Source organism: Psychrobacter sp. Pi2-51 (assembly GCF_904846665.1).
In the GTDB taxonomy this organism is placed as follows: Bacteria; Pseudomonadota; Gammaproteobacteria; order Pseudomonadales; family Moraxellaceae; genus Psychrobacter; species Psychrobacter glaciei.
Window position 1 is genome coordinate 131,103 of sequence record NZ_CAJHBP010000007.1, and the last position, 24,961, is coordinate 156,063.

Genomic DNA, 24,961 nt, shown 5'->3' on the forward strand with positions numbered 1-24,961 from the left:
AGCAATGACGACTTCGAAAAGGTTTGGCTAAATTTATATGTAAGCTACTGAGTGATATCCTATTGAATGATACCAACGCATAGCCTTCTGTATCTACTTGCGCTAACTCTCTTCTAAGTCTACTGTGCCAAAATCGCTCTGCGATTGTGCTAAGCCATATTGCGCTTGCTGTTATCCGTCTACCTCACATTTTGCTTTACCATTATTGCCAATAAGGCGATTCACGCTATTGTTTAGCGTATGCCTTTCTGCGTGCATAATATTTATGCTCTCAATTTTGGTATGGTAAAAGCTTTCTTTAAAACGTCCATCATAAATAAACTATGTATTTTTATTGATTTTTCAATTAATAAGAAACGGTATTTTATTGCCTGTGATTTAGCTTTATTTTTTTCTTATTAAACGTTTTGTTTAATTGAGATGAATTAGTGATGTCTAAAATTATAAAAATCAGTAAATTAAAAAAATATGCATGGTTATCAAAATAATAAAATGGAAATAATAAGTAATGAGCATTCAATTAATATTAAACGAAAACCGTAAGCACGGCGTACCCGTCAAGATTTACACCTCGGATGTTGAGCAAGGGGCGATGCAGCAACTACGCAATTTAGCCCAGCTGGAGTTTGTACACTCACATATTGCGGTGATGCCCGATGTGCATGTTGGCAAAGGCGCTACAGTTGGCAGTGTGATTCCGACTAAGTCTGCCATAATTCCTGCCGCAGTTGGTGTCGATATTGGCTGTGGTATGAATGCGGTGCGTTTGTCCCTGACGGCGAGTGATTTGCCTGACAGCTTAAAATCACTGCGGTCGATCGTTGAACAGCAAGTACCTGTTGGTTTCAACATGCACAAACAAATCCAAGCCAAGAATTCAACGCTTGACCCGTTAGGCAAACGCCTAAAACCGATTACTGATAAGCATCCAGGTTTGCTTAAAATGCTCAAAGGCTTTGAGCGTACTTGGGCGAAGCAGTTAGGAACACTCGGAGGTGGCAATCATTTCATTGAGCTGTGCTTGGACGAAAACAAAGATGTCTGGGTCATGCTGCACTCTGGCAGCCGTGGTATTGGTAATTGTATCGGCCAATACTTTATTAGCCTTGCCAAAAAAGAACGTCAATCGCGCTTTGGTCATGTGCCAGATCGTGATTTGTCTTACTTTGCCGAAGGGTCTAATAGTTTTGCCGATTATATCGAAGCGGTAGGCTGGGCGCAGGATTACGCGTTAGAAAATCGCCGTGAAATGATGCGCTTAGTGATTAAGTCATTACAGTCGCCACAAGCGGGGTTGCCACGATTTCAGCTCACCAAAGAAGCCATTAATTGTCATCATAACTATGTCAATGAAGAAGTGCATTTCGGCGAGCAAGTCTATGTGACGCGTAAAGGCGCTATTAGCGCTTATGCAGGTGAGCTGGGTATTATCCCGGGCTCTATGGGTGCAAAATCCTTTATCGTGCGCGGTTTGGGCGAAGCTGAATCGTTTTGCTCATGTTCACATGGGGCAGGGCGACAGATGAGTCGAGGTAAAGCCATGCGAGCGTTCACTATCGATGAGCTAAAAGCGCAGACGGATGGCGTCGAGTGTCGCAAAGATAAAGGCGTCATCGATGAGATACCAGGCGCTTATAAAGACATCGATGAAGTGATGGCCAATCAAACGGATTTAGTCGAAGTGGTGCATACGCTGAAGCAAGTCATGTGTATTAAAGGCTAACAAGTAAAACCATAGCGAGTCACGACGGTGTCAATCGAGTTTAATGTACTAAGTGTACTATTTGCGCTCGATTTCCTAATCGTGGTCTTACTATGGGGTCACTCGAATATATAAAACAGATTTAGAGTTATTAAAAATATAGGTAAAAATATGAGCTTAAAAGAAACATTGAAAAAGGCCAAACAAATTGAACGGCAGCTAGAACAGCAAGTTGAGGCGGGTACACAGCACTCGTTAGGCACTGTCAAACCGCGTAATTATTTGGCATTAGACCCATTATTAAGAAAAGGTGGTATTCATGAAAAGGAGGATATCGATATCGTCCGCAAAAAACGCCGCCGCGAAACCAAGCAGCAGTTACGGAAGACAGATTGGCTATCAGAATAATGATGGTTAGTATTCACGCACAAAAAAGCCGTTCGCTATTATAGTGAACGGCTTTTTTATTCTTACTCAAATTTATAACTTAACCATTGTTGCCTTAACCGCTATGCCAATACTTCGATTAGCTCACCTTTGACCATGTGCGGGCTGACGAAATCAGTAATACGTACGCTCACAAGTTTACCCAACATCTCATCCATTGTATCAACGTCATATGGGAACATAACCGTACGAGTATTATCCGCTGTACCGATTAAGCAGTCGGGATGACGGTTGGCAACTTGTTCAACCAAGACGCGAGTCGTAGTGCCAACCATTTCATGAGTTTTAGCCAGCGTCGAATCAATGATGACTTTTTGGAATTCAGCCAAGCGTTCTTTTTTAGTTTTGAAGCTCACATCATCTGGCAATTCTGCCGCTGGCGTGCCTGGACGCTTAGAGTAGATAAAGCTGTAAGAGTGATCGAAGTTCAATTCTTTTGCTAGATTTAAAGTATCTTGGAAGTCTTGATCCGTCTCACCAGGGAATCCAATGATAAAGTCACTAGACAAGTGAATATCCGGACGAATGGCTTTAAGCTTATTGATCTGATTGATATACACATCAATAGTATGATTGCGCTTCATCGCTGCCAAGATAGCGTTTGAGCCACTCTGAACCGGTAGATGTAAGTGTGATACCAGCTCTGGCAATTGTGCATACGCATCAATGATGTCATCAGTGAACTCTAGCGGATGGCTGGTCGTATAGCGAATACGCTCGACACCATCGACATGCGAGACATAATGCAACAGCTCAGCGAAACGGCAAATGCTGCCATCATCCTTTTCACCGCGATAGCCGTTGACGTTTTGACCCAAGAGGTTGATTTCACGTACGCCTTGCGCTGCCAAGCTATCAATCTCTGCCAATACATCATCGAGTGGACGTGACAATTCTTCACCGCGGGTATAAGGAACGACGCAAAATGAGCAATATTTTGAGCAGCCTTCCATGATAGAGACAAAGGCTTTAAAGCCTTCTACTCTCGGCTCAGGCAAAAAGTCGAACTTTTCGATACTCGGGAATGAGACATCAACTGTGCCAATACGATTTTTTGGTGCAATTTCACGCTGTTCATGTGATTGATCATATAGCTCTGGCAGGCGATGCAAGGTTTGCGGGCCAAATACCATATCGACGTAAGGCGCACGTTTTTGGATGTTGTCACCTTCTTGTGATGCCACGCAACCACCAACACCAATGACGAGATCGGGACGTTTTTCTTTTAGTTTGCGCCAGCGACCCAATTCTGAAAATACTTTCTCTTGCGCTTTTTCGCGGATAGAGCAAGTGTTCATTAGTAGTACATCGGCCTCATCGATGTCATGAGTCACTTCCATGCCATGAGAATCGCCTAGCACGTCTAGCATTTTGCCAGAGTCATAGACATTCATCTGACAGCCTTGGGTGGTGACAAAGACCTTTTTGGTCACTGCTTTTTCGACGGGTGCTTGGGCTGAACTTGCTTCTTTGAGTGCAGTGACAGCAGGCGCAGTAGCAGTTGTCTGAGCAACAGCAGCGTCATTGATGCGGGGATTGAATACAGTAACACTCATAAGGATAAGTCCATGATTGACTAAAAATATAGCAGGGTAGCCGATTAACAGGTGGCATATTTTATCACAACCCTCTGCCAATGTGAAAAATTAGCACAGGCTATTGGTCATCAATATGATAAACAATTCATAGCAGTATCAATTATTTACTAGAATTAGCAGCGCTTTTGACAAAAACTGCGACTAGAAACCATTTCTATGTTACACCGTACTGTCCTATTTATTAACAAAAGGTAAAGGAGATAGTTGAAAGTACAATGAATATAGTATGATGAGTGCTATAACCTTGGCGATACTTAGCGAATCGCTATTCACTTATTTGTAGAGATATCATAAAGAGAGTCAGTATGACAAAGTTGCGTGTTGCTCATAGCATCAAGGATGAAAAGTCTACCAGTAAAAAGCACGCGTCAAAGCGGCTCACATCCGGTACGCTACGGATGAGCGCGCTGAGTGTAGCGACAGCAGTGAGTGCGCTAGGCATATCGCAAGTTGCTTGTGCAGAGCTGACATGGGGTGATAACGACAGCTATCAACCAGAAAGTAATTATCAACAAGACAGTAGTGTTGACTCATTTACAGCCGCTGCTATCGCAGCAGATCGCGGTGATGTCAGTGCACTTTATAATTACGAACAAATGATGAGCGGCGGTTTGTTTGCGATGTATCCTACTTATTGGCGGATGAATCTAGATCTTAATTCACAAAGTTCAGCGGCGGTATCGCAGTTTGTACGTCAGTATCCTGATACTGTCATGGCTGAGAAATTGGTTGCGGATTTTGCTGAGACCAAAGCAGGCTCGAATGACTATGCCTCAGTCAGACAAGTGGCAAACTTGATTACCAATGCCGATGCCAGCGAGCGCTGTGCCGTTGCGCTTGGGTTCAATAATGGCGGTGATACCATGCGCGCCATGGCAGCCAAGTCTGATGTATGGCTGACCACCCAAAAACAGCCTGCTTTGTGTGATCAGCTAGCGATGGAGATGAATAACAACGCGCTGATTAGTAATCAAGATCGTGCTGCTCGTCTGAAACGTATGCTTCGAAAAGGCAAAACTGGCGATATTATGGCGTTGTCATCACGTTTAGGCACGCCCATTGCTTATTCTGCTTTGAGTGAGATTCAGCTAAATCCTTCATCATTCTTTACCAGTTTTGGTCGTGAGCCTGCCAGTCAGACCAATCAGTATCTCTATCTGTATGCGATAGGCCGTATCGCTGACAAGTCTTATCGTGAGGCAGCGTTACAGTTAGATTTTGATATCAAACAAGACAATCAGCGCTCAGTCAAACTATTGAACGATGAAACCCGTCGCTATGCTTATCGTACCATTGGGGTACAGCGTATGAATCATAATACTGACGATGGTTTTAACGCTGAAGCAGTTGATTGGTTCCGCAACAGTTTAGATGACGATTTTAACTTCGAAGAAGCTGAAGACTATGCCATGGCAGCGATTCGCTTTGGTCGTTGGGACGATGTGGTCGAAGCCATCTCAAAAATGGATGGTGAAACTCAAAAAGGCAATCAGTGGCAGTATTGGCTGGCTCGCGCTTATGAGCAATCAGGCAATAGCAGTAAGAGTAATACTGCTAAGAAAATGTATCAAAACCTAGCAAAAAGCAATGATTACTATGGTCTGATGGCAAAAGACAGAATCGGTCAGCGTTTTGACGCCAGTCGCTTAGGCGGTAGCAACTTACCCAATGTTAGCACTGCCGATCGTGCCCGCGTCATGCAAGATGGCAACTTTGCTCGTGCCTTTGCTTTATATAACGCTGATGCCAGCCGCGCTTATGCCAACCGTGAGTGGAACTGGGCAGTCAAGCAAGCACGTGACAATCGTGATGACAATCTAATCATCGCCGCTGCTAGCTTGGCACATGACATGGGCTGGCTCGATCGGGCGATCTATGCCGTTGACAATACGGACAGAGTCGACAGCTTGGCATTGTCGCATCCGATGCCGCACCAAGATGCCGTCGTTCGCTACAGCCAATCGGCGGGGATTGATCCGGCATGGGCTTATGGCATCATGCGTCAAGAGAGTCGATTTGTAGCCTCAGCACGCTCAGGTGTTGGTGCTAGTGGGTTGATGCAAGTCATGCCTGACACAGCAAAATATATTGCCCGTAATTTAGGTGAGACTTATAGTGCTAGCCGTGCCAACAGTGGTGATACCAATATCCGTTATGGTACTTGGTATATGGGAGATATTTTGGGCAAACTAAATTATCAGCCAGTATTGGCAACGGCGGGCTATAATGCTGGCCCTAATAATGCCAAGCGCTGGCAGCCGGTCTATGGTTCGTTAGCCGCTGATCAATACGTGGAGTCAATCGCTTTTCCTGAAACGCGCAATTACGTGAAACACGTAATGGAGAACGCTACGATTTATAGTAGCTTATTGGGTCGTAGTCAGCCGATTAGTCAACGTATGGGTACGGTGCCAGCTGCATTTTAGGTTATTCATTTAGTAAAAAAGAAACCATTGACGATAGACTGTTAATGGTTTTTTTTATATCTATTTTTCGGCATTCATTTTTATTTGAATCAATGGGTTATTATTCTGCTATATAGAGGTTTGTATTCTCTCTGATTTCTGTCTTGTTTTTAATACTTAAGCGATGTTTACGTTTCTGCTATAGATTAAAAAACGCATTTTGCTACCATTGCTTTAATTGTTGTCTGTATTTTTTTTGGTTTATTTTAAGCTTGGTTCAATGAATATTTATACTTTGAGCACCTTTATTTAAGCTTGCCCACTCTTTTATCGTTGCTAGATACCTAACTACTTATGATCAAAAAATATTTCAATTTGCCTATGTTATTGCAAGCCAATCGTCAGCTGTCGAATCAGACGCGGGTGGACACTCTATCGGAACCAGTCACGATAAAGTTATCTACGAAGCTAAATGACAGTGCGATACGTAAAAAGGATGCGATAGGCAAAGAATATAAGGATAAAGGGTATACGGTGATGGGCGGGGTCGCCTTGCTATTGTTACAGAGTGTGATGATCATACCAGCGCAAGCGGCCAATGCCGTCAAGAGTGGTCAACGTGTGTTAATGATTGAGATGACGCCTGCATTATGTAGCTTGCAACCAACACGAGTACGTATGCGTCAATGTCTAGAAGGGTATTCATTAACGGTATCAGGTTTAGACATGGGCTATGGCGAGCGCTGTGGGCGCGGTGTCGAGCCGCGCCTGACCCCATTACAACTAAAAGTTGTCAACCGCATCATGCCAGACACGACAGTGCGTAGCCAAGTATGGCAACATTATGGTGCTTGTAGCCCATTGAGTGCCAGTAGTTATTTTCGCCAAATAACCAACTATGCTGGCGCCCTAAAATTGCCCAACGAGCTCAATACTGGCAACAGTTATACCGTCTCAAAATCACGCTTTATTGGACAAATGACTCGCCTTAATAGTGGCATGCCTGCTTCTAGCATTGATTTAATTTGCCAAGCGGGCAGTCGACGCCAAACGATATTAACTGATGTCCACGTTTGCTACGAAGGCAGTGAATTTGGTAGCTGTAGTGAAGTGGTAGATAATTGCGGCAAAAAGTTTATTATCTCAGGCGGTAAGTAACGTTCTTTTTGGCGAACGATGGATGAATACTGCTCATTTATAAATATCATCCTGATTAAGTTACTTCTACTAAAGCTATTTTTTTATCATTTCCTCTTCATTCTCCATCCTTTATCTATAAAGGCTTGACCGATACCAATATCCTCTCGTATAAAATGTAACAATATAGTGATGGATAGCGTTCGCGCTTTCTCTAGACGGTTAACGGGGGGAAGTGCTACACTATCTCTCGGTTTAAGACTGCTAGTGTTCAGTGAGCAAGTCGATATCTATAATGATAATCATCAATTAGGGAGTATTCAATGTCAATGAAACAGCCTTTACGTGTTGCCGTTACTGGCGCCGCTGGTAACATCAGCTATGCGATGCTATTCCGTATTGCATCTGGTGAGATGCTAGGTAAAGATCAGCCAGTTATTTTGCAGTTGCTTGAAATCACTCCAGCACTTGACGCCCTGAAGGGTGTGGTTATGGAACTAGAAGACTGTGCATTCCCATTATTAGCCGGTATCGTTCAAACTGATGATGCAAACGTTGCATTCAAAGATATCGACTATGCTTTGCTCGTTGGCGCTCGTCCGCGTGGTCCAGGTATGGAACGTAAAGATTTGCTAGAAGCCAACGCTGCGATTTTCTCAGCCCAAGGCAAAGCATTGAATGACGTAGCAAGCCGTGACGTTAAAGTATTGGTTGTGGGTAACCCTGCCAACACTAACGCACTTATCGCTCAGCGTAATGCACCAGATCTTGACCCACGTAACTTTACAGCGATGACTCGTTTGGATCACAACCGTGCCATGGCGCAGTTGGCTGGTAAAACTGACAGCACTGTCAATGACGTGAAAAAAATGATCATCTGGGGTAACCATTCATCAACTCAGTATCCAGATCTAACGGCTTGTACTGTTAATGGTAAGCCAGCATTAGACTTGGTTGATCGTGCTTGGTACGAAGGCACTTATATCCCAGAAGTACAACAACGTGGTGCAGCGATTATTAAAGCTCGCGGTGCATCATCTGCTGCTTCTGCTGCCAACGCTGCTATCGCACACATGCGTACGTGGGCACTAGGTACTGATGAAAACGATTGGGTATCTATGGGTGTTTACTCAAACGGCGAGTATGGTATTGCTGAAGGCTTAATCTACTCATTCCCATGCACGTGCACTAACGGCGACTGGTCTATCGTAGACGGCGTTGATGTGTCATCTGATTTCTCAAAAGAGAAAATGGCAGCGACTGAGCAAGAGCTTAGCGAAGAGCGTGATGCAGTAGCTCATTTACTACCATAGTCAGGTAGCTTGCTAAAACTTTAGTGCTACTTGCAATCGTGTTATGTATAAAAAGCCTTCTTGTTTGAAGGCTTTTTTACGTTTAAATATCTGTTATTTTTAATCGCTCTTATCAATTGTATTAATGTTTGAGGCTCAACTATTAATACAATTGATAACGTTAGATAAACGTTGGTTAACAGTTATTAGAATAAAGCTTGCTACAATAAAGTGGTTAGCCTAAATAATAAATAAAACTAAAATATGCACCATATAAGGAGAAAAGTATGTTGGGTGAACCTGAATATAATATGAATGAGTTATTTGCTCAATTGGGACTTGATAGCTCAGATGAAGCGATTGATAACTTTGTTGAAAAACACCAATTGGCAAAAGAAGAAAAGCTAGTAGAGGCAAAAGTTTGGACAGACAATCAACGTGCTTTTTTACAAGAAGAATGGGAAAAAGATGCGGAATGGGTAGAAGTCATCGATGATTTAAACGTGCGTATGCATCCAGATGCGTAAAAAATAATCTACAAGATAGATTAATCTAAAAGACAAACAAGAAGCATAGAAAAGCAAAAACCCACGACATTGTATTTAGAATGTCGTGGGTTTTGCTTTTCTATATCTTGAATGCAATGCGTATAATCTAAGTTCGAGACTTTCCTACATTCTAGTTAGGCTGCTCGGCTCGCCATTCAAGCAACGCTTTTACATCATTGTGAATACCGACTTTTAGCGCCTCTAAGCCATCATAATGTCGTTCACCATGCAAATAATGTAAAAAACGAACCTGTAAATTTAGTCCATATAAATCAGCCTGCAATTCTGGGAAATGTACTTCTAAACGCCAGTCACTGCCTTTATCAACAGAGGGTCTAATACCAATACTGGCTGTGCCAAACAAGCTGTGTGGACGCAAACCTGTTACGCCTGATTTTCCGTTAATCGCTTGCGCGGCTAAACCATTAGCGATGACTTTACCATGATCATCTAAACTCACCACATCGACGGCAAAGATACCATGCAAAGCAGGTTTTAAGCGCTGCAAATCGATATTAGCCGTAGGGAAGTCCATGGTGCGGCCTATCTGATCGCCACCAACAACTATGCCTGTAATTGCGTAATCACGACCAAGCAGCGTGTTAGCGGCGTCAATATCACCAGCCAATAACAAGTCACGAACGCGAGTGGAGCTAATACGGGAAGCCTTACCGCCGTTATCTATAACGGTATGCAGATTGGTCACATCCAAGCCATAATCCCGCAAAAACTGACTGTCGCCAGTACGGTCATGACCAAAGCGAAAGTCATCACCCAGTACCAATGCTTTTACGTTCAAACGCTTAGCCAATATATCTGCAAATGCCTGTGCTGACAGCGAACGAAAATCAGTATCGAAGCTCGCTACAATCAAAGTCTCGACCCCATGCTCTGCTAGCAGCGCTTGCTTTTCGGCTAGATTGGTCAGGCGTGCGGGGGCAGTAGTAGGGGCAAAAAATTCACGAGGCTGTGGCTCAAATATCATGACGGCAGAGCCAAGATTTTGCGCTTGGGCAATCTCACGAACTTGAGCCAGCATCGCTTGATGACCCAGATGTACGCCATCAAAATTGCCGATAGTCAGCGCACAAGGTGCTAGATTTATCGGATTTGTATGTGCAGGCAAAGCGCTCGGCGACGCAATCAGTTGCTCAAGAAAATAGGTGTTCATAAGTTTTCAGCTATGATAAGACCAGATAAAAAACGAAAAAACACACCTATACTAACAATCGATGTGTCTAAAAGCAGCCATTATAAAGTAAAATAGCCCCACTAACATCCTATAGTCGACGCATAGTGAAAGTATCAGTCACTCAGCGTGGTCATTCTTTATGAATTATTTGTACTTGCTTGTGTTATCAGTATGACTATTATTCACTATTATCGATGATGCCGATAATAATGCTAAAAATTATGGAGATCTTATGTCTGATGTTGCCTTGAACGCTATATCAACTGATTTATCGACACATCAGCTCGCTGATCAGTTTGTTGTGCAGCGTGCGAGTAAAGAAGATTTAGCAGAAGTCTTAGCCATTTATAATCAAAGCATACCTGCTAAACAAGCAACAGCTAACCTTGCATTGGTAACCGTAGATGAGCGAGCTGCTTGGTTTGATGAGCATCTAAGCAGTCCAACAAGGCCCATATATGTGGTCAAAACATTGCGAGGAGGGGATGATGCAGAGCAAGCGCAGTCGCCGATAATTGCATGGGGCAGCTACAGTGATTTGTATGCGCGGACAGCCTATCATATCAGCACTGAGATCAGCGTCTATCTAAATCAAGATTATCAGGGTCAAGGCCTAGGTAGCTTGTTGACACGCTGGATGTTGACGCAAGCGCCAAGCTTGGGCATTCGAAATATTATCGCGCTTGTCTTTGCTCACAATCAGCCAAGTTTAGGACTTTTCCGTAAACTTGGCTTTGAGCAGTGGGGCTACATGCCAGAAGTTTGCGATATGGAAGGGTTTATTGCTGATGTCGTGATGCTGGGTAAAGCAGTGACATCGGATGGCGCTTCAGATAAGTAAGCTAAAATAGCTTAACCCAAGATCTTCCATTGACCTTCTATCTTCTGTAGCTGATAGGTCAATGGCGCAGGTTCGCTTTGTCCTTTGAGCATCAACTCACCAGTAATAGTGGCACGAGTCTTGTCATCATTATACTTAGTATCAGTGATAGTAACGCCATCGACAGTCTGCTGAAAAGCGGATTGTGTTTTGGCAAGCTCTTTTTCGAAATTCGCCATATCTACTTGATAGTATCCAACCGCTTCTTTTACATCGCCATAATATAAGCTATTTAGTGCCTGTTTGACGGTGTCTTCTGGCGTACCAGCTTCAGTCGGATTGGTCACTAAGCTTTTTTGTTTGGATGAAGCAGTGATTGGGTTGATGTTATCACTATCAATGGTTGTCTCATCTTTAGCGCTATCCGTCATTTGCTCGCTTGCCACTGTGTTATTTGCATCAACGTCTGCCGTCTGATTGGCTGCATCGACTTCAGGGTTTCCAGCCACGGCAGCTGTGCTATCGGCTTCTACATTATCGTTGTTGCTACACCCGCTGATTAGTAGTCCGGTGCTTAATACACCAGCAGTTAGTAGCATTGGTAAGCGTCGTAACGTTGAATATTCGACTGTCATAGTAAACCTCAAATTTCATTTATTTATCAATAATCGATTATGACAACTATCAGCGGCATTCACTGTCAATTCTCATATTAAGCTTGTTTTGGTTTAGTAAGTCATTTATTCAGCGTTCACAAATAAATTAGCCATGCTTTAGCTGACGCGGACGGAAGCCTGTTGCTAATAATACCACCCCATAAACTAGGGCACCAACCGCACACATGATGAGCAGAGCCGCGATACGTCGCCACTGAGCCTCATCGGCTGGGAAGTAAGGTAACATGATATAAAGAACAGCAACCATAGAAGCGGTAGAGATTGCAAACTGAGCAAACAGCTTTTTCCAGTGGCTGCCAAAACGGAAAATATCGCGCTTATGTAAGAAATAATATAATAAGCCCGCGTTTACGAAGGCCGCTCCTGTGGTCGCAAGGGCAAGACCACCATGCAGAGGTATCTCTAAAAAGTAAAATATCCCGATAAATATCACACTAAAAACCATATTGGCAAATACCGATACGATACCGATTTTTACTGGTGTTCTAGTGTCTTGACGGGCAAAAAACGCTGGCGCAAAGATTTTAATGAGCATAAAGCCTAAAATACCACCTGCCATACTGCGTAATGCCAGCGAACTCATCTGCGCATCACGCAAGGTAAATTCACCGCGTAAAAACAGCGCTTGCATCAGCACATCAGCCAGTATAAATAGGGCGGCTGACGCTGGCACACCCACCAAAATAATCAGTCGTGCTGCCCAATCAATGGTCTTTTTAAAGCTAACATCGTCTTTTTTGGCTTCGCTTTTCGACAAACTGGGCAAAATGACCGTACCAATCGCTACACCAATCAGTCCTAACGGCAACTCACTCATACGTTCTGCCGCATAAAGCCAAGAAACCGAACCACCAATCATTAACGAGGCGAAAATAGTATTGAGGAGCAGATTAATCTGAGTGACAGAGACACCAAAGATAGCAGGCAGCATAAGCTTCAAGATACGTTTAACGCCTTCGTGCTGAAAGTCAATCTTAGGTGCGACCAGCAACTTTTGTTGCCATAACTGCGGCAGCTGTATGAGGAACTGTAGCAAACCGGCGATTGCAACAGCGTAACCGAGCGCCATAATCGGTGTGTCGAACATAGGGGCAAAAATTAATGCGCCGCCAATCATACATAAGTTTAACAGTACGGGTGCAAAAGCGGGCGCAGCAAAACGCCCGTAGCTTTGCAGAATACCGCTAGCAAAAGCGGTCATAGAAATAAATAATAAATAAGGAAAGGTAAGGCGCAGTAGCTCAGCCGTGATGGCAAACTTACCAGGCTGGTCAGCAAATCCGGGAGCAAATAACGTCACTACCCATGGTGCCATTAGAATGACGACCACAGTGAGCATCGACAAAATCAACAATAGGGCACCTGAGGTACGACTGACTAATATCTGTACCTGTTGTAAGCTGTATTTTTCTTTGTATTCGGACAGTACTGGCACGAAAGCTTGGCTAAAAGCGCCTTCAGCAAACAGACGGCGCAAAAAGTTAGGTATCTTAAAGGCGACCAAAAAGGCATCCATCAGACCACCTGCGCCAAACACCCCTAATAATACGACATCGCGTACCAGACCTAAGATACGGGACAGCATGGTCATGCTGCTGACGACCATGGTTGAGCGAAATAACCGACTTTTTGCCATGAGAACCTATTTTGCTAAGTTGTTTACTGCTAGTTGTTTACTAATAATTGTTTACTGAGTTGCTGTTATCAAAAAACTGACGGATTATAGCACTTTCATAATCGAGATAAATGGATTGGATGTGGAATTGCTTCAGGGTGCTTAGATAAGCTAGGGCGTGTCCTCATTTTAAAAATGGTGATAAAAGTGAGGTAAATTGTAGTCAAACAAGGAAAAGAGCGCAGATAATATCGAGATATTACCTAGCTATTTGACGATGATTGGCAAGATTTAACCATTTTTAGCCCATTTAGATCGCTATCAGTTGAATTGAGGACACGCCCTAGTCCGTAAGGTTTTTTCCTACCCGTTTACGTAACTTTGGCCAGTCAAAATAATCGCCAGGATCTGTCTTTCGACCCGGTGCGATATCGCTATGACCGGTTAAGTGTCGGCGGGTTTTGGGGTAGGCGTCATATAGCGCAGCGATAACGGCTGCAAGTGTGTCATATTGCACCGAGGTAAAGGACACAAAATCTGACCCTTCAAGCTCGATGCCAATGCTATAATCATTACATTCAGGACGACCAAGGTAGCTGGATCTGCCTGCGTGCCACGCGCGCTCGGCAAAGTTTACAAACTGAGTGATAGCACCATCACGTTCTATAAATAAATGTGCTGAGACTTCTGCGCCCTGAATGGTTTGAAAATAAGGATGCGCATCCCAGTCCAATTGATTGGTAAATAATGCTTTTACATAATGAACGCCATCACTGCCGCAGACGCCAAACTCATTCGGTGGTAGGCTAATATTGTGAATGACAATGGTGTCAATAGTCAGGTTGTCGGGTCGTTTATTATAGTTCGGCGACATAAGCCAAGTGGCTGAGGATAAGCGCCCGTCCTTTATAATCATTGGCGGTGTCGTGGACATAGTGCTCTCTTTTTATAATTTGTTAATAAGTGCGTAGCAAATACTTGTCATTACCAATTTTTTATTAATTGATAGCAAAACTCTCTAAAAAACAGCTAATAACAACCTTCTTCTGACGATTCGATAGACCCAAAAACGCGATGAGCGTATGGCTTCTACAGTGCGAGATATTACTCATGTCTATATATTCAAACCTTGTGGTGCATTGCAACTTTTTGGCGACAGACTGTACGCCAACAAAGGTGAGCAGGCGCGCGCGTTTACCATTAACGGTTGCAGGTCTGTTACTGACAGTACAAGCGCAAGCATTTTTGCCAACCCCCGCAGAGCTTGTGACCACAGGTGAGCTAGCGTTGGATAACAAAGCTGATGCTGGGCTAAATAATAACATCAAGCCAAATAGCACCTCAAATAAAGATGTCACTGATCATCTGCGCACTAATACTACTACTAGCAGTGTCGATAATAACGTTAGTCATATTGTCGCTAGCAACACCAAGGCAGAACAGCTGCTAGCATCATGGCGCGAGCAAGCAAAAACAGAAAACCTAGCCCAGCATACGACATGGCGACGTTTATTGTACTTCTTTGATGATCAAAAGAATCTAATTGGTAAGAAAAAAGACACAAGTCTCGTTGATGATGCTAGCTTCTTTTTAAGTGAAAAAGGTGCGCAAGACTCAGGCGCAGAGCTTGATGCATTGTTGGTCGCTCTGGCTGAAGAATTAGCACCGACTCATAATACGGTTGTCAAAGATAATACCGCTAATAATTCGGTGCTCTGCCGTTTTCCAGCGCGCGTACAATGGCTGACTGATACGCTAAATATTGATAAGACAAGCTGGCAAGCTGAGTGTCCAGAGCTGGATGAGTGGATGCAAAAGCTGGCACCTGAGCAGCTGTCTATTATGTTTGCCGAAGAGTATTTGGACAATCCCATATCAGCCTTTGCCCATACCTTGTTGCGTATTGACTCAAAGGCCAGTGTGGCTGATCCCAGTCAGATTCATCATGCCTACGCGCTGAATTATACGGTCGATGGTGATCCAAACGATAGTTTTCCAGTTTATGCCATCAAATCCATGACAGGTCTCTATGATAACGCCATTGAAATCGATCCTTACCCAGAAAAACTGGCGAAATATTTGCAAGACGATGAGCGCGATGCGTGGACGTATCAGTTGAACTTGACCCCAAGCGAGGTGCAACAAATCATGTTGCATGTTTGGGAAACCAAAGGATTAGAATTACCGTATTATTTCACCACCGATAACTGCGCCTCTGAGGTTTTGCGCCTCATCGATGTCGTACGTCCGCAGCAGCATTTATTAAGCCGATTGCCTTATGCCGTCGTACCCTCTGACGTCATTCAGCTGCTTAATGAAGAAGACTTACTGGCAAACCCTCGTTATACGCCAGCTGACAATACCGTACGTCAAGCCGCGCTTAACCAAGCCAAGGCCTCCGCTAAGCTGAGTTATCAGCCATTGACTAAAGAAGCTGCTCAAGAGATTAAATCCGCAGAGCGCAATCCAACATCCAGTATGTCAGCAGATGGTAAAACCATACGCAACTTACCTATCGTCGCTGCCAACAACAATCCAATAGACAGACATCCATTGCAAATGGCGCAGATTGGTATCGGACAGCACGGTGACAATAATTATATCGCTGTGGGTGTGCGTGCAGGCTTTCATGACACCCTTGATCGGGCCGCTGGTTTTTCACAGTTTTTTAATTTAGAAGGGCTGGCAGCGACGCTACGTCTTTATGACAAAGATGATAGCCATAGCAACCACAAACAGCCGGACAGTGTGGTCTTGCAGAATTTTACACTGCTGCGCGGACGCTCATTTAACCCAGTAAATAGCGCTCAGCAAGGCAAAACTTGGGGCGTCAGTGTCGAGGCGACCCGAGTAAACGATGGTTCACAGCAAGATGGCACGGATCATTTGGTTGGGAGCGTGGGTTATGAGACTGGCTGGTCGTGGGCATTTGGTACGCCAAGCGCTGGTACTGGCGAGATGCCGCCGCAGTTATGTTACACCTTGCTATCAGGCACGGGACAAGCAGGGCGCGGTATTAACAAAGGCTTTCGCGTAGGCGCAGGTGTGAATGCTGGTTGCCGTTATCAAATTAACAATCAGTTACGTGCGCAGGCTGAATTGCAATTGCCATATTGGTATCATGGCAGCAGCGATGAGTCTAATGCTCGCGGTCATTACTGGCAGCCGGTCTCAACTTTGGGTCTGCAATACGATATCGATAAAAAACAAGCATTACGTATCAATGCCAACTATGAGTGGCAAGATCGCATCGATGCCAATGACGATGTGCAGCTGTCATATAGACGTTATTTTTAGCACTTATTATTAAAAAGATAGATAAGCAGTCATTAGAAATGGCGTTCGAATAAAGGATAAATGATGAGTATGCAAAATTTACTGATTATCGGACAAGGTGATATCGGTTTGCCGGTCACCAACAAGCTTGCGCAAGATGGCTTTAACGTTACTGGGCTGGCACGCAATGAACGCGAGCACTATCATCTGGATAGTGAGGCAACGTTTATGCAAGCCGATGCGTTGACATTGACCGCTGAGCAGCTGCAAGACTTTACACATATGGCGATTATCGTCACGCCCGATGACTATTCAACCAGCGGCTATCACGAGAGTTACTTGGCGATTAACCAGCATTTGGCGATGCTTGCTCCAAAGTTAACCAACCTTGAACGTATTGTCTTTATTTCCTCAACGGGTGTTTATGGGCAAGATACTGGTGAATGGATCGATGAAAATACCGCGCCTGTCAGTCCTGAGCGCGAAGCATCAAAGGTAATCTTGCAAGCAGAACAAGTCTTGCAGCAAGGCTTTAGTGATAAAGCTATTATCATTCGTCCGAGCGGTATTTATGGTCGCGCGCGTCTCATGCGCCTGCGCAAAGCCAAAGAGAAACAAAAAGAGCCAGTAGCCGCACAGCACTGGAGTAATCGTATTATGGATCGTGATTTGGTCAATATTATCACCAACGTCCTGACCATTGACGCACCAAAGTCACTCTATATCGCCACTGACTATGAGCCCGTCACTACTTATGAGCTAGGCGTTTGGTTAAGCGAGCAAATAGGTGAGACGCCGCCTGCTATGGATCATTCAAAAACAGCGGTTACGGGGAAGCGCTTGCATAGCAACATTCCGTTAGCTTGGCTGGATTATCCTGACTGGCAAGCAGGTTACCGTGACATTTTGAACCATCAAGAGTAAGCCCTTAAGAGTAAGACAATTGCCTGATTTAAGCATTCTTATTCGTTTTATATTTTATACACTATGGAGATTTCATGACCCAGCCTTCTACTTCTGATGACCGTTTGTCTCATGCTAATCTGGCAGCAGAAGGCGGTAAGCTGGCAGAAAACCATGTGCAAAAAAAGGCTGAGCAATCGTCTATGCTAGCTGATTCACAGCAGCCTGCAATCGTCCACCCAAACTTTGATCCCAGACAATCTCCCCTTGACCCTGCACGGCCTTTAACTGATATCCCAGAGCCTGCTAGGCGCTTAAATGGTCAATTAAGACGGCTTTACGGTAGCTCTGCACGGTTCTATCAGCCCAATGAAGATCGCTTTTCGAAATGGGCACTGATTGCTTCAGAAGCGCTGGCTGAGCATTTGTCATTACTCAATGCTGCCAAGCTTATCGAGTTGCCTGATAACTTTTATGAGAATCATAGTGAGCAGCCATTGTTATCAGCATTATCCGATATGACTATGTTAGATATGTCAGATATCCAAAAGGCCATTCGTGCTTATCCAAAACTGCACCGCTTTGGGTTTAGGCCTGCTGATCGCTCTGAAATGATTGAGTCAGATAATAAACGCCACGACGCTTCAGCATCGCTACGAGCATTGACCAAGCGTTATAATCCTGATGAATTGCTTAATAGTCTGTATGCCGATGATTGGCAAGTGGTTTTGCAGCCGCAGCAGTTTGAGACAGGAGAGGGCAGTTTAGCGACAGATATTATGGCCTGTAGTGCTGCTGTCCACGCTCTAAAACAGTGTAGTACGCGCAAAAGTATCAATCATAGCTATAGCGCTGCGCAAATATGTCAGCATGTACGTAGCTATTTGCTTAGTCAGATTGTTTATGAGCCCTCGCAGCGGCACGCGTATCGTCAAATTCGGATGTTTTCTGGTCACATTATTGTTGCCGCTTATCATTTGGGCTGGGAGATACAAGTACGGAACGATGGCCAAAGCTATTTTAATGTCTCATCACGTAGTGGCTTACTGACTCGCTATGCCAATATGCAGGATTATGAGATCAATGGTTGGTCAAGCTGATCAATAATGCGTACAATAATGCCAGTTTTTCGCCCCTCTTTTTGCTGATAGGAATGTCATAATGTCTCACGTAGCACGCTCTCAAGACTCCACGTTTTCATCTCATCAATTTATTCAATTGGCCTTAGACAACCAAGTCCTGAAGTTTGGTGAGTTTGTACTCAAGTCTGGTCGCATTAGTCCGTATTTTTTTAATGCTGGCTTGCTAGCGACGGGTGAAATGTTGTCGTTACTAGCGCGCGGTTATGCCGATGCCTTGGCTGAACAAATGGCTGCTAGCAATAACGGTACAGATGAGCAAGAGCTGGTTATTTTTGGCGCCGCTTATAAAGGTATTCCATTTGTGGCTGCCACCGCGCAAGCCTTATGGCACCATCATGGTATCAATGCTAAGTGGGGTTATAACCGTAAAGAAGCCAAAACCCACGGTGAAGGTGGTAATTTAGTAGGCGCTGATGTAAGTGGCAAAGCAGTTTGGGTACTTGACGATGTCATTACGGCTGGCACAGCGATGCGCGAAGTGGTCGATATTTTAGAGCAAGCAGGTGCCAGTGTGGCAGGTATTATCGTGGCTCTTGATCGTAAAGAAAAAGGCTTGGCTGAGCATTCTGCTATTCAAGAGCTTGCAGCTACACTAGAAGTGCCAGTGCGCGCACTAGTGGATATTGACGACTTAATCAGCTATTTGTCAGACGGTGAGAGCCAGTACAAAGATGCGACTCAATTAGCTAAAATGCAACATTACCGCGCGCAGTACGGCGTATAGTTGGGCACTGAAGTTTGAATCTGTTTTAATAATAATATAACGTAAGTGAGCCTTATCATGAGCCAAGAAAATCAAAAAAAATCGTTAAAAATACTCGTCATCATGGATCCTATCGAGCGGGTTAATTATAAAAAAGACACCAGCTTGGCAATGATGTGGGCCGCTCAAGATCGCGGGCATCAGCTTGGCTACTGTCAGATTCATGACTTATGGTTGGATCGTGGACAGCTGATGGTTGATACTCAGCCGCTTACGGTTAAGCGTGATCCAGCAGATTTTTATACGTTGGGTGATAAAAGTACAGGTCCAGTCAGTGGCTATGACGTGATTTTGATGCGTAAAGACCCACCGTTTGATATGCGCTTTATTTATGCGACTTATATGCTCGATCACGCCAAAGCGGCAGGCGTGCTCGTAGTTAATGATCCACAAGCGATCCGTGATTGTAATGAAAAATTATTTGCCACTTGGTTTAGCGAGTATATGAGCCCGACGATTGTGACCAGTAAACAGGCACATATCCGTCAGTTTATCGCTGAACAGCAGGATGTCATCGTCAAGCCACTAGACGGCATGGGTGGAACTGGCATCTTCCGTCTGACCGCCGATAGTCCCAATATTGGTGTAACGTTAGAGGTGCTGACTGAACTTGAGACGCTGCCAATCATGGCGCAGCGTTACTTGCCAGAGATTAAGGAAGGCGATAAGCGTGTATTAATCGTCGACGGCGTCGTGATAGATTATAGCTTGGCACGTATTCCAAGCAAAGGGGAGACCCGTGGTAATCTCGCAGCTGGTGGTAGCGGCGTGGCCATGCCATTGACTGATATCGAACGCCAAGTAGCAGAAGTTGTGGCACCAATCGTCAAACAAAAAGGCCTGATGTTCGTTGGTCTAGACTTAATCGGTGGGCGTATCACTGAGATTAACGTTACTAGCCCAACATGCGTGCGTGAGATTGATGATCAATGCGGTACAGATATCGCAACCGATTTTATCATGGCGATTGAGAATAAATTTACTGCATAGCTTTAGCTATGTTAAGGAATACTTTGACTACGTAAAACCCATATTTTAAGGTATTGTTAGTCATTGATTTTTCTTACCGTTTATTAGCATTACACGACGCCAAGCTGTGACCGATCATGGCTTGGATTTTTGTTATTTTTGCTGCATAAAGTGCTGTATATAAGACGATGATTTCCTCTATACTATGCGGGCTTTGGCTAGGTCATTATTTTTTATAAAAGACGTCACGGCAGCGAGATAAACCCTTCATATAAATAAAGTAAAGATAGGCAGGCGTTCATGAAAACACCGCATATATTGATGATGGCAGCTGGTACTGGCGGGCACGTTTTTCCAGCGCTTGCCGTTAGTGATGAGCTGACCCAACGCGGTGCGGTCATTCATTGGTTAGGAACGCCAAACGGAATGGAAAATGGTTTAGTCAAACCGACTGGCTATACTTTTCATGCTATTAATATGCAAGGGCTGCGTGGTAAAGGCGTTGGTCGACTATTAAAGCTACCAATGACTCTGCTGTCAGCGACGATGGCTGCCGTAAAAGTGATTCGTAGTAATCAGATTGATGTGGTCGTTGGATTCGGTGGTTATGTGACTGCACCTGGTGGTATCGCTGCACGTCTAACCAATACGCCACTGATTATCCATGAGCAAAATGCCATCGCTGGCATGAGCAATCGCTATCTGTCTAAGCTTTCGACCAAGACGTTACAAGCGTTTGAGGATACCTTTGCTAATAGTGCGCAGAATGCCAAGCTTGAGACAGTGGGCAATCCAGTGCGCAATGCCATTACAGGTGTCGCAGAGCCAACGGTACGCTATGATGTGAATGATCGCTCACCGCTTAAATTGTTGGTAGTAGGCGGATCACTTGGCGCTCAAGCCTTAAATGACACCGTGCCAAAAGCGCTTGCATTGCTAAACGAGCCTTTTGAAGTGCGTCACCAATGCGGGCGTAACAATGAGGCCGCCACGCAAGCAGCTTACGATAGCGAAGACTTAAGCAGGCATCAGTTTACGGTACAGCCTTTTATCGATGATATGGCAGCGGCTTATAATTGGGCTGATATGATTGTTTGCCGTGCAGGTGCATTGACCGTTACCGAAATCCAAAACGTTGGAATTGCTGCTATTTTTGTGCCGTTACCACATGCCGTTGATGATCACCAAACGGCTAATGCTCGCACGCTAACCTCACATGATGCGGCAGTCTTGTTACCGCAAGCTGAGCTGACAGCCAAGCGTTTGAGTGATGAGCTTGCTGTACTTAATCGAGAAAAGTGCTTAACGATGGCAAAAAAAGGTCATGCATTGGCCAATCGTAGTGCGAGTAAGCAAGTTGCCGATATTATTTGGCAAGCGTTGTAGCCTGTAACTCATCCCCATTATTTTTAATTTACCAAATTTTATTGACCTTTAATAAAGAGAGATCCTTATGTCTACCTCTGCGAAAGCCTTACCTAAGCGTTTGATTGAAATACCAGAGATGCGCCGTATTCAGCATTTGCATTTTGTTGGTATTGGCGGTTCAGGTATGTGCGGTATCGCAGAGGTAATGAACAATCAAGGCTATCAAGTCAGTGGTTCTGATATCGCAGAAAGCTTGGTGACTAAGCGCCTACAGCAGATTGGCATCGACATATCGATCGGTCATGACTCCAAAAACATCGCCAATGCGGATGTTATTGTCGTCTCATCAGCGATTGATCGCAGCAACCCTGAAGTAAAAGCAGCATTAGAAGCGCGTCTGCCAGTGGTACGCCGTGCCGATATGTTGGGTGAATTAATGCGTTATCGTCATGGTATTGCGGTTGCTGGCGCGCATGGCAAAACCACCACGACCAGTTTGCTAACCACGATGATGGCAGAAGGGCAGCTCGATCCTACTTACGTAATTGGTGGTAAGCTGAACGCCTCTGGCAAAAATGCCGCACTTGGTAGTAGCCGTTTCTTGGTGGCAGAAGCCGATGAGTCTGATGCATCGTTTTTGTCTTTACATCCAATGGCAGCGATTGTGACCAATATCGACCAAGACCATATGGAAACGTATGAGAATAGTTTTGATAAATTAAAAGCGGCTTATATTCAGTTTTTGCAAAACATGCCGTTTTATGGCTTGGCAGTGGTGTGCGGCGATGATCCAGAATTGTATGCAATGATTGATGATATCGGTCGCCCAGTCTTGACCTTTGGGCTTGAACCTTTTAACGATGTACAAGGCGTTGACTTGGTGACGGAAGGCACTAAAACGCACTTCACAGTATTGCGCCGTGACCGTGAGCCTTTGCGCTTGACGCTTAATATTCCTGGTACGCATAACGTCTACAATGCACTTGCCGCTATCACCATGGCGACCGATGAAGGTGTCGATGATGAAGCGATCAAACGCGCTTTGCAGAAGTTTGAAGGCGTTGGTCGTCGATTTGAGCAGCATGTCTCTGTCGATATCGATGATGGTAATGTCTTATTGATCGACGACTATGGTCATCACCCAAAAGAAGTCGACGCCACCATTAAGGCCGCTCGTCAAAGTTTCCCTGATCGTCGTTTGGTAATGCTATTTCAACCGCATCGTTACAGCCGTACCCGTGATTGCTTTGATGACTTTGTCGAAGTGCTCTCAAGCGTAGATGAGCTATTATTGTTAGACGTCTATTCAGCAGGTGAAACACCAATTACAGGCGCTGATACCAAGTCACTAGCGCGCAGTATTCGTTTGCGTGGTGAGGTTGAGCCGACGATTATTGATAAAGATAATTTAGCCCCTGTCATGCAACGTTTACTAAAAGCCAATGACATGCTCATTACTCAGGGTGCAGGTAATGTGGGACAGATTGCTGTCGACTTGGCTGCCAATAACCTTTACATTCAGTAAGCTAAAAATTTTAGGAACTGTCCTTATGACAACGAACGATAATCAAGAAAGTATAAACAATAATGATGCTATTGATGCTGCTGAGGATAAGACAGCCATTATCAATCCAGAGTCCGCTCTAGCCGCTGCTGCACAAGCAGAAAAAAATGATATGGAAAACAACCAGTCGAACCAAGACAAACCATTGAACGCTGATGCCAAAGAAGTAAAAGATGCTGGACAATTTGGTAAAGTAGCTGTCATTTATGGTGGCAGCAGCAATGAGCGCAGCGTATCATTGGATAGTGGTGCCGCTGTATTGCAGGCGCTACAAAACCAAGGCGTTGATGCCACTCATTTTGACCCTAAGCATCAAGACATTACTGAGCTTCGTGACTATGATCGCGTGTTTAACGTGTTGCATGGTCGCGGCGGCGAAGATGGCTTGCTACAAGGCGTGTTGCAATGGTTTGATATTCCGCAGACGGGTTCAGGTATTCTGGCATCAGCGCTAGGCATGGACAAAGTTCGTACCAAGCAATTATGGCAAGGCTGCGGCTTAGCGACGGCACCATTTTCACTATTGACGGCCGATACCGACTGGCAGCAAGTGGTTAACATGCTAGGTCTGCCACTTATTATCAAGCCCGTTCATGAAGGCTCCAGTATTGGCATGACCAAGGTCAACAATCTTGACGAGTTGCCAGCGGCTTATGCAACAGCGGTACAGTGCGGTGATGCGGTCATGGCTGAGCGCTGGATTACTGGTCGCGAGTTTACGATTGTCATTATCGATGACGAAGCCTATCCGGTCATCCGTCTTGAACCTGCTGATATTACCAACTTCTACGATTTTGAAGCCAAATACAATCGTAACGATACCAGCTACTATATTCCTTGCGGCTTGAGTGATGCTGATGAAAAGCATTTACAAGACTTGAGCCTTGCAGCATTTCGCGCAGTAGACGCAAAAGGCTGGGGGCGTATCGATGCCATGCAAGATGAGGCGGGCAATTTTTGGTTACTTGAAATCAACACCGTACCAGGTATGACCAGTCATAGTTTGGTACCGATGGCAGCTAAGGCGCGTGGTATGGATTTTGATACACTGTGCTGGCATATCCTTGCGCAAACGTTGTAAACACTTGGTAACCTTAGCTCAGATGTTTTTATCTAGGTTAATATGAATGACGCAGTTTATGACAGAATTATTGATAGCATAGATGTTAAAAAACGGCTATTAACGAGTAAAAATAACCGTTCGAATAGCACTTATACTGTTGGTTGTTGGCAAACATAAGCATAATTGAATGTATCGCTAGCCCTGCTATACCACAGCTTCATGTAAACTTGTGTAAATTCGTTGTCCGTAGTAGGGGTTAGGCTATTGTTTGACCGCAAAATACGTTAATATTGTAATTATTGAATCGTTTTAGTGATATTTATGAATGATTTATGACCTTGCGTTGTAAATCGAGAGAAATAGACGCTTAATCGAGAATGATAGCGTCTCAAAGACGTTTTTAGATAAAATTTTTGATAGTATATTCGTTTAATATGTCGCTGCAAAATATAAGCAGACTCACCTTTAACAAAAGCACTA

Annotated in this window: 20 protein-coding genes; 15 read left to right on the plus strand and 5 right to left on the minus strand. The window is 44.4% G+C overall.

Going from position 1 to position 24,961, the window contains the following annotated elements:
* Positions 1-508: 508 nt before the first annotated feature.
* On the plus strand, positions 509-1,723 hold the full coding sequence (locus tag JMY08_RS05785; protein ID WP_201592134.1) for an RtcB family protein: 1,215 nt from the start codon (positions 509-511) through the stop codon (positions 1,721-1,723).
* Positions 1,724-1,873: 150 nt separating this feature from the next.
* Positions 1,874-2,110, plus strand: coding sequence for a hypothetical protein (locus JMY08_RS05790; RefSeq protein ID WP_227679603.1), 237 nt, complete (start codon positions 1,874-1,876; stop codon positions 2,108-2,110).
* Positions 2,111-2,211: 101 nt separating this feature from the next.
* On the opposite strand, the gene miaB is transcribed toward JMY08_RS05790, so the two are convergent.
* Positions 2,212-3,705 (minus strand): tRNA (N6-isopentenyl adenosine(37)-C2)-methylthiotransferase MiaB, encoded by a 1,494-nt coding sequence (gene miaB / locus JMY08_RS05795; RefSeq protein ID WP_201592136.1) that lies wholly within the window; start codon positions 3,703-3,705, stop codon positions 2,212-2,214.
* A gap of 347 nt (positions 3,706-4,052) precedes the next feature.
* Here miaB and JMY08_RS05800 point away from each other — a divergent pair, with 347 nt between their 5' ends.
* The 4 genes from JMY08_RS05800 to JMY08_RS05815 all read left to right on the plus strand — a co-directional run bounded on the left by JMY08_RS05800 (position 4,053) and on the right by JMY08_RS05815 (position 9,108).
* On the plus strand, positions 4,053-6,173 hold the full coding sequence (locus tag JMY08_RS05800) for a lytic transglycosylase domain-containing protein (protein WP_201592138.1): 2,121 nt from the start codon (positions 4,053-4,055) through the stop codon (positions 6,171-6,173).
* Between the two features lie 360 nt (positions 6,174-6,533).
* A complete protein-coding gene (locus JMY08_RS05805; RefSeq protein ID WP_227679606.1) occupies positions 6,534-7,310 on the plus strand; it encodes a hypothetical protein in 777 nt (258 codons plus the stop codon).
* Between the two features lie 308 nt (positions 7,311-7,618).
* Positions 7,619-8,602: a malate dehydrogenase gene (locus JMY08_RS05810; protein WP_010201497.1), complete on the plus strand. Its 984-nt coding sequence runs from the start codon at positions 7,619-7,621 to the stop codon at positions 8,600-8,602.
* Positions 8,603-8,868: 266 nt separating this feature from the next.
* Complete coding sequence (locus JMY08_RS05815) at positions 8,869-9,108, plus strand: DUF2789 domain-containing protein (protein WP_201592140.1); 240 nt, start codon at positions 8,869-8,871, stop codon at positions 9,106-9,108.
* A gap of 151 nt (positions 9,109-9,259) precedes the next feature.
* Here the strand turns inward: JMY08_RS05815 and ribF are convergent, their stop codons facing one another.
* Positions 9,260-10,300: a riboflavin biosynthesis protein RibF gene (ribF, locus tag JMY08_RS05820; RefSeq protein WP_201592143.1), complete on the minus strand. Its 1,041-nt coding sequence runs from the start codon at positions 10,298-10,300 to the stop codon at positions 9,260-9,262.
* Positions 10,301-10,553: 253 nt separating this feature from the next.
* Between ribF and JMY08_RS05825 the strand changes: the two genes are divergently transcribed.
* Entirely contained in the window at positions 10,554-11,162 is a 609-nt protein-coding gene (locus JMY08_RS05825) for a GNAT family N-acetyltransferase (protein WP_201592146.1), read from the plus strand.
* A gap of 11 nt (positions 11,163-11,173) precedes the next feature.
* Here JMY08_RS05825 and JMY08_RS05830 read toward each other — a convergent pair whose 3' ends face one another.
* From JMY08_RS05830 to ampD, 3 genes are all read right to left on the minus strand, one after another.
* Positions 11,174-11,776 carry a hypothetical protein gene (locus tag JMY08_RS05830; protein ID WP_227679604.1) on the minus strand — a complete coding sequence of 201 codons (603 nt, stop codon included), beginning with the start codon at positions 11,774-11,776 and terminating at the stop codon, positions 11,174-11,176.
* A gap of 127 nt (positions 11,777-11,903) precedes the next feature.
* The gene (gene murJ / locus JMY08_RS05835; RefSeq protein WP_201592149.1) at positions 11,904-13,454 is read right to left on the minus strand and encodes a murein biosynthesis integral membrane protein MurJ; all 1,551 of its coding nucleotides are present in this window, start codon (positions 13,452-13,454) and stop codon (positions 11,904-11,906) included.
* Between the two features lie 322 nt (positions 13,455-13,776).
* Positions 13,777-14,367, minus strand: coding sequence for a 1,6-anhydro-N-acetylmuramyl-L-alanine amidase AmpD (ampD, locus tag JMY08_RS05840; RefSeq protein WP_201592151.1), 591 nt, complete (start codon positions 14,365-14,367; stop codon positions 13,777-13,779).
* A 176-nt stretch (positions 14,368-14,543) separates the two neighbouring features.
* Here ampD and JMY08_RS05845 point away from each other — a divergent pair, with 176 nt between their 5' ends.
* The 8 genes from JMY08_RS05845 (at position 14,544) to JMY08_RS05880 (ending at position 24,499) form a co-directional block, all read left to right on the plus strand.
* The gene (locus JMY08_RS05845) at positions 14,544-16,730 is read left to right on the plus strand and encodes a DUF4105 domain-containing protein (RefSeq protein WP_227679605.1); all 2,187 of its coding nucleotides are present in this window, start codon (positions 14,544-14,546) and stop codon (positions 16,728-16,730) included.
* A 63-nt stretch (positions 16,731-16,793) separates the two neighbouring features.
* Positions 16,794-17,633, plus strand: coding sequence for an SDR family oxidoreductase (locus JMY08_RS05850; protein ID WP_201592155.1), 840 nt, complete (start codon positions 16,794-16,796; stop codon positions 17,631-17,633).
* Positions 17,634-17,707: 74 nt separating this feature from the next.
* A complete protein-coding gene (locus JMY08_RS05855; protein ID WP_201592157.1) occupies positions 17,708-18,712 on the plus strand; it encodes a hypothetical protein in 1,005 nt (334 codons plus the stop codon).
* A gap of 61 nt (positions 18,713-18,773) precedes the next feature.
* On the plus strand, positions 18,774-19,478 hold the full coding sequence (gene pyrE, locus JMY08_RS05860; protein WP_201592159.1) for an orotate phosphoribosyltransferase: 705 nt from the start codon (positions 18,774-18,776) through the stop codon (positions 19,476-19,478).
* 57 nt (positions 19,479-19,535) lie between these two features.
* On the plus strand, positions 19,536-20,507 hold the full coding sequence (gene gshB, locus JMY08_RS05865) for a glutathione synthase (protein ID WP_201592162.1): 972 nt from the start codon (positions 19,536-19,538) through the stop codon (positions 20,505-20,507).
* Positions 20,508-20,786: 279 nt separating this feature from the next.
* A complete protein-coding gene (murG, locus tag JMY08_RS05870; RefSeq protein WP_201592165.1) occupies positions 20,787-21,872 on the plus strand; it encodes an undecaprenyldiphospho-muramoylpentapeptide beta-N-acetylglucosaminyltransferase in 1,086 nt (361 codons plus the stop codon).
* Positions 21,873-21,939: 67 nt separating this feature from the next.
* The gene (gene murC, locus JMY08_RS05875) at positions 21,940-23,379 is read left to right on the plus strand and encodes a UDP-N-acetylmuramate--L-alanine ligase (RefSeq protein WP_201592173.1); all 1,440 of its coding nucleotides are present in this window, start codon (positions 21,940-21,942) and stop codon (positions 23,377-23,379) included.
* A 151-nt stretch (positions 23,380-23,530) separates the two neighbouring features.
* Positions 23,531-24,499: a D-alanine--D-alanine ligase gene (locus tag JMY08_RS05880; protein WP_201592218.1), complete on the plus strand. Its 969-nt coding sequence runs from the start codon at positions 23,531-23,533 to the stop codon at positions 24,497-24,499.
* The last annotated feature ends 462 nt before the right edge of the window (positions 24,500-24,961 follow it).